Genomic DNA, 12,791 nt, shown 5'->3' on the forward strand with positions numbered 1-12,791 from the left:
TGTGCTCAAGCCGCCTGAAAGCGGATCTCGCCCTTGTTCAGGAAGCAGGTCTTGTCGAACAGCGACAGATCGAGCGGGTTGGGCAACCTGATGTCGCCGATATCGGGAACCGGCTTGGTCTCGGGATTGTAGGATCGGTCGATCTGCGAGATGAAAACCAGGATGACGCCGCTGTCGCGCGCGAAAGCCTTCAGTGTGCACACCTGTTCCATCAGGCCGGGGTTCTCACGTCTTTGGTCGAGCAATTGCAGGTAGTCGATGACCGCCAGCGTGCCGCGTGGCGCCGATCGCAATATCCTGACGATGTAGTCGGCGCTGATGGCATCGGAAGTGTCGAATTCGAACAACTGGTCGAACCGGGCCGGCTCGACGCCGATGGCGCGAAACCGGTCCAGCACATCGCGTTGCGTATATTCCAGCGTGAAGAACACGCTGCGATGGCCTGACTTCATCGCCTCGACCGCGAGTTCGAGGCTCATCAGCGTTTTGCCGTGGCCGGGTCGCGCGCCGACCAGGACCAGGTCGCCGGGTCTCAGTTGCTCGAACAATCTGCCGGCGGGCGCTGCCTCGGACAGTTTGGCCGCCAACAGGCTCCAGCTGGTAAAACCTTGCTGCGCGGCAACGCGATCAAGCGCCTGGTGGAGCGGAATTCCTGCCTGGCGCGACAACAGCCTGGCCTGACGTTTCAGATGGTAGATGGGCGCGGATAGTTTCATGGCAAACCTCCCGGTGCGAGCCGTTTTCGCAACCCCTCCTTATGCCTTGCGCTCGAACAGTCGGTTCGGTGATGAGAGTGCCCCGCATGAACAGATGCTTCCCATTGGAGGGAGGAGGCGTGGGCCACGCCAGAATCACATCATAGCTCAACCCTTGCGGATCGAAAATCGCGCATGTCGGTGGAGCCGCAAGCCTTGGACCAGCATCCCGGCCTATGGGCGGTGCGCGCCGGCCCCGGTTCTTCGTGCGGACTTGCGGCGCGCTAAACAAGATGTGTTTCGCCGATTGCCGCGAGACATTTTATGATGGATTGCGGATATAACACCGCAGGGATTCGCATGGCCTCGGCAGGAGACTTGAACCGGTGCGGTTGAGATTTTTCCCTCTGGGTGTGGTCGTCACCCTCAGCTTTCTCGTCATCGTCATTGCCCTGACCGCGACGGCCCGGTCCATTGCCGCGCCCTCGGCCATCCCGGCCTGGCTGCAGGCCCATGTCGGCGACAGCGATGGCCAGATCTCGACCGTGGTGCTGGAGCGGGCGCGCGCGCTCTACCTGAAAAAGGTGGCGCAAGGCGCGGTCAGGAATCCCTGTTACTTCGCCATGGATGCGACGCGTCCCGGCGACATGGGCAATGGCGTGCTCGGACGCCGGTACTACGTCATTTGCGAGGCCAGCCAGTCGTTTCACGCCATCTCGTCGGGTCACGGCGGCGGCCGGAATCTGAAAGGCACGGTCGACTTTTCAAACGGCAGGCGGTGCTCCAAGAATTTCGGCAATGCCATGGATTCCGAGCTGACCGCCGGCGGCGCCTACATGACCAGCGAGGCGAAAACATCCTTCAAGGGTTTTTATCGCACCGGTGCGAAACAGGACGTGGCTTTCCAGCGCACCTTCATCCAGTTCGACGGCGAAGGCGAAGCCGCCAATGCCAGGCAGCGGGTGATCGGCGGCCATGCGGCGCAGGTGCTGCGCGGCATGTGCATGCGCAAAAGCCCCAACAGCTCCTACGCCGACCATGACGGCCTGGTGCCGTTCGGCAAGCTGGTGGACTATGCCGGCGGCCGCAGCAATGGCTGCACCAGCTGGTCACCGACGGATGCGCAGCAGATCATCGCGATGGTCAAGGACAATCCGACGACGCTCTACATCTATCCGGAATCGCGTGACATCGCCGCCGTCGCGCAGGCGGCAAAAAGCCATTCGCGGTCCGGCGAGGCACCCTATTGGAACGCATCCTGCCTGAAGGAAATCGGCACGCCGAAATTCTGGCCGCGAAAAACCCTCGAACCGATCATCGCCCAATACAAGCAGGACCACCCGGCACCGCCACCGCAGCCGGTGCCGATGTGCAAGGGGCCGTGAGGTCCGCTCCACAGCAGACCCCACGGGAGTAGACTCTCGGTCAGCGCAGAAAACCGAGCACGGCCTCCATGAACTCCGCCGGATACTCCACATTCGACAGGTGGACCGCCGGCAGCACAATCAGCTTCGCCCCGGGCACGGCCGCTGCGATCAGTTCGCTGTGGCTGGCGGCCGTCACCGTGTCATGCTCGCCGGCGATCACCAGCGTCGGCCGGTTGATCAGCGCCACCGTGCGGCGAAGGTCGGCATCGCGAACGGCGGCGAACAGGCCAGCCAGGCCTTGCCGGTCGATAGCGAGCAGCATCGTGCGAAATTCCTCGATGACCGGTTCGTTGGCCGCCACCATCCGCGCGGGGAACCAGTTGTTGAGGAACATTTCGGCGGTTTCAGCCATGTCGGGCGCCTGTCGGACAACGGCAATCCGCTCGTCGAAATAGCTTGCCGGCGCCAGATGCGACGAGGTGTTGCTCAGGATCAGCCTGTCGATCCGCTCCGGCGCATGGACGCCAAGCCACTGCCCGACGAAGCCGCCGAGCGACAGTCCGAGGAAATGCACCCGCCCAAGACCGAGCGCGTCGAGCAGTTCGATCACGTCGCGGCCAAGCCGGTCGAGCGAATAGGCACCAACCGGGGCGCTTGACCCGCCATGGCCGCGAAAGTCGTAGCGCAGAAGACGGAAATGTTTTGAAAGCTCGCCGGCCTGCCCGTCCCACATGTGCAGCGTGGTGCCGATGGAGTTTGACAGCACCAGCACCGGCTTTGCGGCATCGCCATCGAAGCGATAGGCGATGCGCGTGCCGTCGCCGACAGTCACGAAATTCAGCTCACTCATGATGAAGAGTCCTTCTGGAAGGTTGAATGAGGCGGAACGCAGTCGTGGCGGGCTTTTGTTGATATTACAAAGATGGGACAAACTCTGTAGTTGAATCTGACATGGCCGAATTCACCTTGCACGATTTGCAGTGCTTCGATGCGGTGATCCGCACCGGCGGCTTTCAGCCTGCGGCGGCACTGCTGCATCGCTCGCACCCGGCGGTGTTCGCCGCCGTCGCCAAGCTCGAACGACAGCTCGACCTCGTTCTGCTCGATCGCACCGGCTATCGCGTGCGCCCGACCGAGGCGGGACTGTCGTTCCACCGCCGGGCGCAATCGCTGCTGCGCGAACTGGAAGGCCTGCGCGTCCATGCCGCCCAGCTCTCGATGGGCGAGGAAAGCGAGATCCATGTCGTGATCGGCGACCTCTGCCCGCGGCCGCAGGTGCTGGGCATGCTCGGACGGTTCTTCGCCCAATGCCCGGGCACGCGGCTGCATCTGCATTTCGAAGCCGTCGGCGGCCCTTGGGAGCGGCTTTTCGATGACGAGGCCGATCTGATCCTGCACTGGATCGACAAGGGCGACGCGCGGGTGGAATGGATCGATCTGTGCAAGGTGCCGTTCATTCCGGTGGTGGCGCCGGGCTTCCTGCCCGAGCGCCTCACGCAGCCGATCACACTGGACCAGATGCGGGCGCTCACCCAATGCGTCATGCGCGACACCGCCCGCCATTCGCCACGGCAGGACTACTTCATGGTCGAAGGCGCGCCGCAATGCCTGGTGCCTGACCAGGGCATGAAGAAGGAGATTATCCTGCAGGGCCTTGGCTGGGGCCACTTGCCCCGCTTCCTGATCGAGGACGAATTACACGACGGACGCCTGCGCTCCATTGCCGGCCGCCATATGCCGGGCCGCACCGACGAACTGGTGGTGGCGCGCCGCCGCGACCGGCCGCACGGGCCGGTCGCCAACCGGCTATGGGATCACATCCAGCAGGAAGCGCCGGCCTTGCGCCGCGCATTGGAGCCTCGGAAAATCCCCTGAGAGATGCCGAGCGCTCCCCGGGCCGGGCCCGCAAGCCCTAAAGCCTGTCACGATCCAGCCTTTCGAGGATTGCAGGCCGCCGGCTACGGCACCTGCGTGATGCTGCCGCTGCCTCTGACCTGCGACCGCCGCATGGTCGGGTGCCCATAGAGATCGACGTCACCGCTGCCGGAAATCGAGACATCCGCATCCGCCTGTGCGGTAACCTCCGCGTCGCCGCTGCCGCGGATCTCGACCTGCGCGGATTGGGCGATCAGGTCCTTGAGCCGCCCCGAGCCCGAACCGGAGATCTCAAGATCGACCGCTTGGGTGCTGCCATTGGCAACCACGCTGCCGCTGCCGCGAATTTTCAGCCGCAGCTCGGGCTGGTTGACCTGCGACAGGGTTAGCTCGCCACTGCCGACCAGCCGCCAGTCCGAAATCGCCGGTCCCGAAACGGTGACGTCGAGCCGGGGCGAAAACCAGCCCGTCTCACAATCCAGGCTGAGCTGGCTGCCCTCCATGCGCACATGATCGATCAGCGTGGAATCGCCGCTGACGACAGCTTCGGCCTTGTCGCCCAGCTGGTAGCGGACCGAAGCCGGCAAGGCGATGGTGAAGCTGTCATTGGCGCTGAACGGCAGCGTAACTTGCTTTCTGACGGACGTGATCGCGCCGCAGGTGGATTGGCCGCTGATCCACGATCCTCCCGCGTTGACGCAATCCGGTCCTGCAAGCCCGATGCCAACGGCCAAGAACAGGGCTGCGCCGACCAACCCGGCAGTTGCGACAAGTGCCAGTTTTCCAGTCATGATCCGTTTCCTTCAACGTGATGACGAATTGCAAGCGCTTGGCGGCGCTCAAACGGAGCGGTCTGGCTGGACAATGCGGGAATGCAGCCGGGCGTAGCGCCCGACAACCCGTATGCCCGCGCCCATGCCCTCCAGCAGCAAGGCGCCGCCGCCAAGGAAGCCGCTCACCAGTCCAGCGCCGATGAAGAGGCGTCCCAGTGTGAGCGAGAAGGCAGTGCCCGGCTCGAACATCAGCGTGGTGAGAATGATCTTGATGCCGAGCACGCCGATGGCAACGAGCGTGATACCAAGCCCGAGCGCAAGCACGACCGCCGTGATGAGCAACGGCAACAGGAAGACGATGTCGACGAAGGCAAGGCCGGCCAGGGCGATTGTCGCCGCCAGCATGTTCGACACGCTCCAATGCGCTTCGAAACGGCGCAGGCCGGCCTCGGCGCGCAGCTCGCGGGCGATCCTTGTCGGATCACCCAGGGCCGCCGCGACCTCCGCTTCGCCGCGGCCCGAAGCATCGGCGAAATGGGCGGCATAGTCCCCAACGATATCCTCGATCTCCTGCGGCGGCAGGCCGGCGAGTCCCTGTCTCAGCGTGCGCAAGAAGGCATCCCTGGTCATGGCAAATCCTCGAGAAGTTTGTCGACGGCCCCCGCGAAGGATCGCCAGTCGCGGCGGTGAGCTTCGAAAGCCTGCTGGCCGAGTAGCGTGAGCCGGTAATATTTGCGCGGCGGCCCGCTGCTCGACTCGACGATGCGGGTGGCGACCAGCCCGTCATTCTGCATCCGGCGCATCAGGGGATAGATCGTGCCTTCCCCCATGTTCACCGCGGCAACCAGCGTGCTGGCGATTTCATAGCCATAGCTCTCACCCCGCGACAGCACGGCCAGGACGCACAGATCAAGCGCGCCTTTTCGCAACTGGACGAGGATGGAGTCGGTCATGGCAGGCCTCGAATTCGCGACCTGTATATAGCACGCTACCTGTTTATGCAAGGTAGCGCGAAAACACCTATTTGGCCCCGCAACCCTTGTGTGAGGCGGCGAGAGCCAAAGTCATGGTAAGGACAGTCCCTATCGCCGCCGGCGCGGCCGGACAGTACCCATTTCGGCCTGCTGACCCTATCGGGCCAGGTAACCGCCATGGATGTAAAGGGTCTGCGCTGTGATCCATTGCGATTGCGGCGAAGCCAGGAACTCGATCACCGGAACAATGTCTTCGATATGCCCCAGCCGGCCGGCGACGCTGGCGGTCGTTGCCCGTGCAACCGACTCCGGCGTTTCGGCACCGTGATAGAAGGGATCGTTGATCGGCCCGGGCGCGACCACATTGACGGTGACGCCACGCCCGCCGATTTCCCTGGCCAGCGCACGGGTGAAATCTTCGAGCGCGGCCTTCGCCCCGGCATAGACCGAATAGAAAGGGAATGGTCGCGTCGTGCCCATGTTGATGATGCGGCCATTATCGGCGATGCAGCGTGCTGCCTCCTGCATGACGAAGAAGGCGGCCTTGGCGTTGATGCCGAAGGAGCGGTCGAATTCGGCCTCGCTGATGTCGGTGAACGGCTTCTTGATCACCAGCCCGGCATTGTTGATGACGATATCGACGCGGCCAAACGCGCCAAGGGTCGCCTCGAACAAGTGCTTGACGACCTTGGTGTCGGTCAGGTCCCCGTCGACGATGATGGTGCGCGTGCCGTGTTCGCGCACCAGCCGTGCCGTTTCCTCGGCATCGCTCTTTGAAGCGGTCCCATGATGATGGACTGAGATGTCTGCACCGAGCCGCGCCAGCGCGACGGCGAAAGCGCGCCCCATATTTATTGCGCGCGCTGCCGGTGATAACAGCCACCTTGCCTGAAAGGGGAACATTTGTCGTTGCCATGAGCCAACCCCGGTTCGCGTTGCCAGAATGAATTGCAAGGCACGGTAGGGCGATCGGGCGGACGGCGAACAGGTCGAATCTTGCTGTTTTGAACTAGCTCACGACCTCACTGGGCAGGACGCCCAACCGCGAGCGCATCAGCCCTCGGAAATGGCTGAGATTGGTGAAGCCGCAGCGGTAGGCGATGGACTCCACCGTCGACCTGTTCCCTTCCAACAACAGCGCCCGTGCATGCTCGAGCCGTCTGGCCATCACAAATTGGTGCGGCGACCATCCCGTCGTCAGCCTGAACGAGCGCGCGAAGTGAAACGGGCTGTAGGCGGCAACGGCGGCGAGCGCTGCTATGCTCAAGCTCGCATCGACATGCGCCTCGATGAATTGCAGCGTGCGGCCGAGCCGGCGGCCGTCCAGCGGCGATCCGCGCCAGGCGTCGGCGCGACCGCCAAACTTCGCGCAGTAGACCCTGTTATAAAGCTGCCGCACAAGGCCATCGCGCACGACATCGGACAAGGCCAGCCGACTTCGTGCAGCGGCGCGAAACCGGTCGAGGATCGCCCATGCATGATGGTCCGCCCAGCCGTGCATGTCGGCAAGATCGGCATGGTTGCCGACACCCAACGCCGTCGCGATCTCGCACCGCAACTCCGGCGATGCGCTGATCTCCAGGATTTCCGCGGACCGCTGCGTTCGCAGCCAGTAGATGGGCTCTGCGCCCGTCAGCCCGATCGTGCCGCGCGGTTTTGTGCGGGCGACGGTCCTGCCGTTGGCCAATTGGACCACCGCCTGGCGCTGGCCATTGTAGCCTGTCGCTATCGCGCCCGGCCCCGAAGCCGGAACGAGTTCATGCGCCTGCGAAGGCGGCAGCCGGCAATGCGCACACCGTCCCAGTTCAGGCGGGCGATGTCGACCTCTTTGAACATGGTTCGACGGTTGGATCGTGTCGGCGACGCCCTACTGCAGCAGCCCTTTGACAATGCCGCTGGCCTTGCCGAAATCCATCTGGCCGGCATATTTCTGCTTCAGCGCGGCGATCACCTTGCCCATGTCTTTCTGGCTGGCGGCACCCGTCGCCGCGATCGCCTCTCGGGCCGCGGCCGTGATCGCTGCATCGTCAAGCTGCGTCGGCAGGAAGCCGCGGATGATCTCCATCTCGCCACGCTCCTGTGCGGCCAGTTCCGGGCGCTTGCCGTCCTCGAATGCCTTCGCCGATTCCTCGCGCTGCTTCACCATCTTGGCCAGGATCTGCAGGATCTCCTCATCGCTGGCGGGATCCTTGCCCGACCCGCGATTGGCGATGTCGCGGTCGTGGATGGCGGCCTGGATCAGCCGCAATGTCGGCAGCCGGTGCTTGTCCTGCGCCTTCATCGCGCTCTTCAGGGATTCGGCGATCTTTCCGCGCATCGTGCTCTTTTCCTACAAACGGCGCGGACCATAACCTCGCCGGGAGCACAAGGCAAATCTTGAACTGACCGACAAACCACTGATATTGTTCGACGAAATAAATCGATGCGGGGCCTTGGCTGCATTATTGACCGTTCTGGCACCTTCCCCTATGTACTCGGCCTTGCATAAGACAATGAATTGACGTGCTGAGGCTCGAGAAATCGCTGCCACGCCGTTTGCTGCGCGGATGGTCCGTCATCGAAGCGCACAGCCAGATAGGAGTGCCGCCATGGCCGAGATGACGCCCGCCTGGGCCACCGAAAAGCCGACCGCCCTTCTGGTGCTGGCCGACGGCACCGTCATCGAGGGCCGCGGCCTGGGCGCCACCGGCTCCGCCGTCGCCGAAGTCTGCTTCAACACCGCGCTCACCGGCTACCAGGAAATCCTCACCGATCCGTCCTATGCCGGCCAGATCGTCACCTTCACCTTCCCGCATATCGGCAATATCGGCACCAATGGCGAGGACATCGAGGACCTCAATCCGGCCGCCCGCGCCGGCGCAGTCGGGGCCGTGTTCAAGGCCGATGTCACCAACCCGTCCAACTACCGCGCCGCCGGCCACCTCGACCAGTCGCTGAAGAAGCGCGGCATCGTCGCGCTCTCGGGCATCGACACCCGCGCGCTGACCGCGCTGATCCGCGAAAAGGGCATGCCCAATGCCGTCATCGCGCATGCGCCGGACGGCGTGTTCGACCTCGACGATCTGAAGCAACGCGCCGCCGCATGGTCGGGCCTGATCGGGCTCGACCTCGCCAAGGAAGTCACCTCGGGCCAGTCCTCGGTCTGGCGCGAGACGCCTTGGGTGTGGAACGAAGGCTTTGGCGAACAGGCCGAGCCATCGCTGCACGTCGTGGCCATCGACTACGGCGTCAAGCGCAACATATTGCGCCTGCTTGCCGGCCTCGGCGCCAAGGTGACTGTCGTTCCGGCAAACACCGGTTCGGAAGAAATCCTCGCGATGCAGCCGGACGGCATCTTCCTCTCCAACGGCCCCGGCGATCCGGAAGCCACCGGCGACTATGCCGTGCCGGTCATCCAGGATCTGCTGAAGACCGACATTCCGGTGTTCGGCATCTGCCTCGGCCACCAGATGCTGGCGCTGGCGCTCGGCGGCAGGACCGCCAAGATGCACCAGGGCCATCACGGCGCCAACCATCCGGTCAAGGACCACACCACCGGCAAGGTCGAGATCGTCTCGATGAACCACGGTTTTGCCGTCGACGCGGACTCGCTGCCCGAGGGCGTCGAGGAAACCCACGTCTCGCTGTTCGACGGCTCGAACTGCGGCATCGCACTCACCGGCCGTCCGGTGTTCTCGGTCCAGCATCATCCGGAAGCCTCGCCCGGCCCGCAGGACTCGCACTATCTGTTCCGCCGCTTCGTCAACCTGATCCGGCAAAAGCGCGGCGAGGAATTGCTGGCCGAACGGGCCTGATCCTAAGCCACCGGCCGCCCCTCGCTCGCCTTCAATATGGCGAACCATTGCTGGCGGTCGAGATTGATCTCCAGCGCCTTGACCATGGCCGCCAGCCGTTCCGGCTTCATCGACCCCAGCACCGGCACCAGCCGGGCCGGATGCCGCAGCAGCCAGGCGATGGCGACGGCGGCTAGATCGCCGGCGCCGACCTCGGCGGCGACCGCCGCGAGCGCCGCCCGCACCCTTGCCTCCCGGCCTTCCTTGCCGGTGAACAGCGAGCCGCCGCCGAGCGGCGACCAGATCATCGGCGCGTAGGCCAGGCGCTGCGCGTGGTCGAGGCTGCCGTCGGCCAGTGCGGACGTCTTCAGCACCGACATCTCGATCTGGTTGGTGGCGAGCGCGAACGGCAGCCGCGAGGCTAGGAGATCGAATTGCGACGGCGTGAAATTGGAAACGCCGACCGCCCTCGCCTTGCCTGATTTGACCAGCCCGGCCAATGCCGCCGCCGTCTCATCGGCATCCATCAGCGGATCCGGCCGATGCAGCAGCAACAGGTCGAGATAATCGGTGCCGAGATTGGCGAGCGAGCGGTCGACCGAGGCATCTATGTGGGCGGCGCTGGTGTCGTAGTGCTTCAGCCGGTTCTGCGGCCGGTTGGCCGAGGCCAGCATGATGTCGCATTTCGAGATCAGCTCGATCTGATCGCGCTTGCCCTTCCAGCGCGACAGCCCGGCGCCGAACGCCGCCTCCACCTCGTAGTTCCCATAGATATCGGCATGGTCGAAACTGGTCAGGCCGAGATCGACGGCGGTGCCGATCAGCCGCGCGACCTGATCGGCATCCGGGCGGGCGCCGCCGTCGAGCAGGCGCCAGGCGCCGAAGACCAGCCGCGACAGCGATACCCCGTCCCTGGTCAGCGCGATGCGGCTGCCATGGCTCATGCCTGTGCTCCGTCTTCCGCGACGTCGGTGGTGGCGCTTGCGACCGTCACCGGTCTCGCCACCTTGGTGACGAAGACGATGAGCGCCAGCACCAGGAAGCACGCACCGACCAGATAGGGCGCGCCGCCGAAGGTCACGGGCGCGCTTGGCCCGGTGAACCAGGAAAAGATCGCCGTGTAGAGCAGCGGCGTGATGATCGAGGTGATCGAGAAGAGCGAGGTCATCGCGCCCTGCAGCTCGCCTTGCGCCGAAGGCGGAACTTTCGCGGCGGCGAGGCTCCTCAGCGGCGGGTCGGCCAGCGCCTCCAGGCAGCCGACGACGATCACCGCATAGATCATCCATCCCTGCGAAGCGAAGGCATAGCCGAAGGCACTCACCGCCGTGAAGGTCAGGCCGATGACCGCCGTCTTCCACTCGCCGAGCCTCGGGATCACACGCGGCAACACGGTAGCCATGACGATCGCGCCGCACAGGCCGAAGGCGCCTAGCGAAAAACCGATCTGCTGCTCACTCCAGCCGTAGCGATAGCTGGAAACGAACGACCAGACCGCCGGATACATCATGTGCCCGAGCGTCATCAGGAAGAAGACCAGGCCGATCCAGCCGATGCCTTTGTATTGGCGCATCTGCAGCAGCGTGCCGACCGGGTTGGCACGTTTCCACTCGAAGCGGCGGCGATGCTTTTCATCCAGCGTTTCGGGCAGGAAGACCATCGCGATCAGGAAGTTCACTAAAGCGAGCCCGGCGGCGAAATAGAACGGCACGCGCGGCCCGAACGTTCCGAGCAACCCGCCCAGGACCGGGCCGATGACGAAGCCGACGCCAAAGGCGATGCCGAGCAGGCCGAAATTCTTCGCCCGGTTCTCATCGTTCGAGATATCGGCGATGAAGGCCGACGTCGTCGAATAGCTGGCGCCCGAAATGCCGGCCAGCACACGGCCGATGAAAAGCATCGGATAGGACCAGGCGACGGCACAGATCAGATTGTCGATGGAGAAGGTCAGCACCGAGGCAAGCAGGATCGGCCGCCGCCCGAACCGGTCGCTCAACCCGCCCATGATTGGCGCGAAGAAGAACTGCATGGCCGCATAGACGAAGAACAGCCAACCGCCTTCGATCGCCGCGCCGCTGATGCTGACACCGGACAATTCCTGCAAATAGGCCGGCAGCACCGGCATGATGATGCCGAAGCCGATAATATCCAGCAGCAGCGTGGTGAAAACCAGCGCGAGGCCCCGCCTGGCGGTTTTGGGGTCGATCATGATGGGTCAGGCTCCTCTGGTCGCCCGGGGCGCAGGCGGACGAACCTTATAGGCGAGCGCGCAAAAAGGAACAATGCGAGAACAGCCAGGAATCGTTGATCCTGACTCTCCCTGACGACGACTTCGTCGTCAGGCCAGCCCGTGAGGCGAGTGCTTAGATCGGGCCGCTCAGCGTGTTGCAGTCCGAGAGCTTGCCGCTCTTGTAGCCGCGCGCCAGCCAGGTCTGGCGCTGCTGCGAGGTGCCGTGGTTGAAGCTTTCAGGCACGACATAGCCCTGCGTCCTCTTCTGCAGCGTGTCGTCGCCGATCTGCTTGGCGGCGTTGAGCGCGCTTTCGATGTCGCCCTGCTCCAATATGCCCTTCTGCGCGGTGTAATGCGCCCACACGCCGGCGAAGCAGTCGGCCTGCAGTTCGATGCGCACCGACAGCTGGTTGGCATCGGCCTCGCTCATGCCTTGCCGCATCTGGTTGAACTTGGACATGATGCCGGTGAGGTTCTGCACGTGGTGACCGACCTCATGCGCGACGACATAGGCCCGCGCGAACTCGCCCGAGGCACCGAACTGCTGGTCGAGTTGCTGGAAGAAGGTCATGTCGAGATAGACCTTGTGGTCGCCCGGACAATAGAACGGCCCGGCCGCCGCCGAGGCAAAGCCGCAGGCCGAGCGAACCTGGCCGGAAAACAGCACCAGCTTGGGATCCTCATAGGTCAGGCCCTGCGACTTGAAGATACCGGTCCAGGTGTCCTCGGTTTCGGCAAGCACCGTCGCGACGAACTGCTTCATCTCGTCATTGGCGGGTGCCGTGCCGCTGCCCTGGCCGCCGCTATTGTCTGATATCTGGCCACCGCCACCCGGCAGCAAGCCGCCATCGCCACCGCCCAGGATCGCCGAGGGATCGAAGCCGAAATACCATCCCGCGATCACCACCAGGATGACGAGGAGGATGCTGCCGCCGCCACCGGTCCGGCCGCCGATAGGAATTTGGAACCCGCCGCCGCCGCCGATCCCACCACCGCCGCTGTCGCTGCGGTCGTCCTCGATATTGTCACTCTGACGACGGCCTCTCCAGAGCATGGCAACTCCCCGTGATGAACTTCCTCGTTGCTCCGGCAAGGCCGGCTCAACCC

Annotated in this window: 14 protein-coding genes; 3 read left to right on the forward strand and 11 right to left on the reverse strand. The window is 64.1% G+C overall.

Going from position 1 to position 12,791, the window contains the following annotated elements:
• Positions 1–5 precede the first annotated feature (5 nt).
• Positions 6–716 (reverse strand): DNA helicase, encoded by a 711-nt coding sequence (locus D3242_RS14215; RefSeq protein ID WP_019860493.1) that lies wholly within the window; start codon positions 714–716, stop codon positions 6–8.
• Between the two features lie 365 nt (positions 717–1,081).
• Here D3242_RS14215 and D3242_RS14220 point away from each other — a divergent pair, with 365 nt between their 5' ends.
• On the forward strand, positions 1,082–2,080 hold the full coding sequence (locus D3242_RS14220) for a hypothetical protein (protein ID WP_064980484.1): 999 nt from the start codon (positions 1,082–1,084) through the stop codon (positions 2,078–2,080).
• A gap of 40 nt (positions 2,081–2,120) precedes the next feature.
• Here the strand turns inward: D3242_RS14220 and D3242_RS14225 are convergent, their stop codons facing one another.
• Entirely contained in the window at positions 2,121–2,912 is a 792-nt protein-coding gene (locus D3242_RS14225) for an alpha/beta fold hydrolase (RefSeq protein ID WP_064980486.1), read from the reverse strand.
• 101 nt (positions 2,913–3,013) lie between these two features.
• On the opposite strand from D3242_RS14225, the gene D3242_RS14230 reads away from it, so the two are divergent.
• Entirely contained in the window at positions 3,014–3,937 is a 924-nt protein-coding gene (locus tag D3242_RS14230; RefSeq protein ID WP_038648900.1) for a LysR family transcriptional regulator, read from the forward strand.
• Positions 3,938–4,020: 83 nt separating this feature from the next.
• Here D3242_RS14230 and D3242_RS14235 read toward each other — a convergent pair whose 3' ends face one another.
• The 6 genes from D3242_RS14235 to D3242_RS14260 all read right to left on the reverse strand — a co-directional run bounded on the left by D3242_RS14235 (position 4,021) and on the right by D3242_RS14260 (position 8,001).
• A complete protein-coding gene (locus D3242_RS14235; protein WP_064980488.1) occupies positions 4,021–4,728 on the reverse strand; it encodes a GIN domain-containing protein in 708 nt (235 codons plus the stop codon).
• A 48-nt stretch (positions 4,729–4,776) separates the two neighbouring features.
• A complete protein-coding gene (locus D3242_RS14240) occupies positions 4,777–5,340 on the reverse strand; it encodes a DUF1700 domain-containing protein (protein WP_038648904.1) in 564 nt (187 codons plus the stop codon).
• On the reverse strand, positions 5,337–5,663 hold the full coding sequence (locus D3242_RS14245; protein WP_027047270.1) for a PadR family transcriptional regulator: 327 nt from the start codon (positions 5,661–5,663) through the stop codon (positions 5,337–5,339). Before D3242_RS14245 ends, D3242_RS14240 begins: the two co-directional genes overlap by 4 nt.
• A gap of 177 nt (positions 5,664–5,840) precedes the next feature.
• Positions 5,841–6,533: an SDR family oxidoreductase gene (locus D3242_RS14250; protein WP_196774162.1), complete on the reverse strand. Its 693-nt coding sequence runs from the start codon at positions 6,531–6,533 to the stop codon at positions 5,841–5,843.
• Between the two features lie 160 nt (positions 6,534–6,693).
• Positions 6,694–7,371, reverse strand: coding sequence for a helix-turn-helix transcriptional regulator (locus D3242_RS14255; protein ID WP_064980489.1), 678 nt, complete (start codon positions 7,369–7,371; stop codon positions 6,694–6,696).
• A 180-nt stretch (positions 7,372–7,551) separates the two neighbouring features.
• Entirely contained in the window at positions 7,552–8,001 is a 450-nt protein-coding gene (locus D3242_RS14260; RefSeq protein WP_019860500.1) for a GatB/YqeY domain-containing protein, read from the reverse strand.
• Between the two features lie 271 nt (positions 8,002–8,272).
• Here D3242_RS14260 and carA point away from each other — a divergent pair, with 271 nt between their 5' ends.
• Entirely contained in the window at positions 8,273–9,478 is a 1,206-nt protein-coding gene (gene carA / locus D3242_RS14265) for a glutamine-hydrolyzing carbamoyl-phosphate synthase small subunit (protein ID WP_064980491.1), read from the forward strand.
• 2 nt (positions 9,479–9,480) lie between these two features.
• Here carA and D3242_RS14270 read toward each other — a convergent pair whose 3' ends face one another.
• From D3242_RS14270 to ypfJ, 3 genes are all read right to left on the reverse strand, one after another.
• Complete coding sequence (locus tag D3242_RS14270) at positions 9,481–10,401, reverse strand: aldo/keto reductase (protein WP_064980493.1); 921 nt, start codon at positions 10,399–10,401, stop codon at positions 9,481–9,483.
• Positions 10,398–11,663, reverse strand: a complete 1,266-nt coding sequence (locus D3242_RS14275; RefSeq protein ID WP_064980494.1) for a TCR/Tet family MFS transporter — start codon at positions 11,661–11,663, stop codon at positions 10,398–10,400. The genes D3242_RS14270 and D3242_RS14275 overlap by 4 nt, the downstream gene beginning before the upstream one ends.
• A gap of 154 nt (positions 11,664–11,817) precedes the next feature.
• Positions 11,818–12,738, reverse strand: coding sequence for a KPN_02809 family neutral zinc metallopeptidase (ypfJ, locus tag D3242_RS14280; RefSeq protein ID WP_019860504.1), 921 nt, complete (start codon positions 12,736–12,738; stop codon positions 11,818–11,820).
• Between the last annotated feature and the right edge of the window lie 53 nt (positions 12,739–12,791).

The organism is Mesorhizobium jarvisii (genome assembly GCF_003601985.1).
In the GTDB taxonomy this organism is placed as follows: domain Bacteria; phylum Pseudomonadota; class Alphaproteobacteria; order Rhizobiales; family Rhizobiaceae; genus Mesorhizobium; species Mesorhizobium jarvisii.

Excerpts from the sequence above, each read along its gene's own strand:
- D3242_RS14215 (WP_019860493.1), bottom strand. The coding sequence starts at position 716 with ATGAAACTATCCGCGCCCATCTACCATCTGAAACGTCAGGCCAGGCTG.
- D3242_RS14245 (WP_027047270.1), bottom strand. The coding sequence starts at position 5,663 with ATGACCGACTCCATCCTCGTCCAGTTGCGAAAAGGCGCGCTTGATCTG.
- carA (WP_064980491.1), top strand. The coding sequence starts at position 8,273 with ATGGCCGAGATGACGCCCGCCTGGGCCACCGAAAAGCCGACCGCCCTT.
- D3242_RS14240 (WP_038648904.1), bottom strand. The coding sequence starts at position 5,340 with ATGACCAGGGATGCCTTCTTGCGCACGCTGAGACAGGGACTCGCCGGC.
- D3242_RS14250 (WP_196774162.1), bottom strand. The coding sequence starts at position 6,533 with ATGGGGCGCGCTTTCGCCGTCGCGCTGGCGCGGCTCGGTGCAGACATC.
- D3242_RS14260 (WP_019860500.1), bottom strand. The coding sequence starts at position 8,001 with ATGCGCGGAAAGATCGCCGAATCCCTGAAGAGCGCGATGAAGGCGCAG.
- D3242_RS14225 (WP_064980486.1), bottom strand. The coding sequence starts at position 2,912 with ATGAGTGAGCTGAATTTCGTGACTGTCGGCGACGGCACGCGCATCGCC.
- D3242_RS14235 (WP_064980488.1), bottom strand. The coding sequence starts at position 4,728 with ATGACTGGAAAACTGGCACTTGTCGCAACTGCCGGGTTGGTCGGCGCA.
- D3242_RS14230 (WP_038648900.1), top strand. The coding sequence starts at position 3,014 with ATGGCCGAATTCACCTTGCACGATTTGCAGTGCTTCGATGCGGTGATC.
- ypfJ (WP_019860504.1), bottom strand. The coding sequence starts at position 12,738 with ATGCTCTGGAGAGGCCGTCGTCAGAGTGACAATATCGAGGACGACCGC.
- D3242_RS14270 (WP_064980493.1), bottom strand. The coding sequence starts at position 10,401 with ATGAGCCATGGCAGCCGCATCGCGCTGACCAGGGACGGGGTATCGCTG.
- D3242_RS14275 (WP_064980494.1), bottom strand. The coding sequence starts at position 11,663 with ATGATCGACCCCAAAACCGCCAGGCGGGGCCTCGCGCTGGTTTTCACC.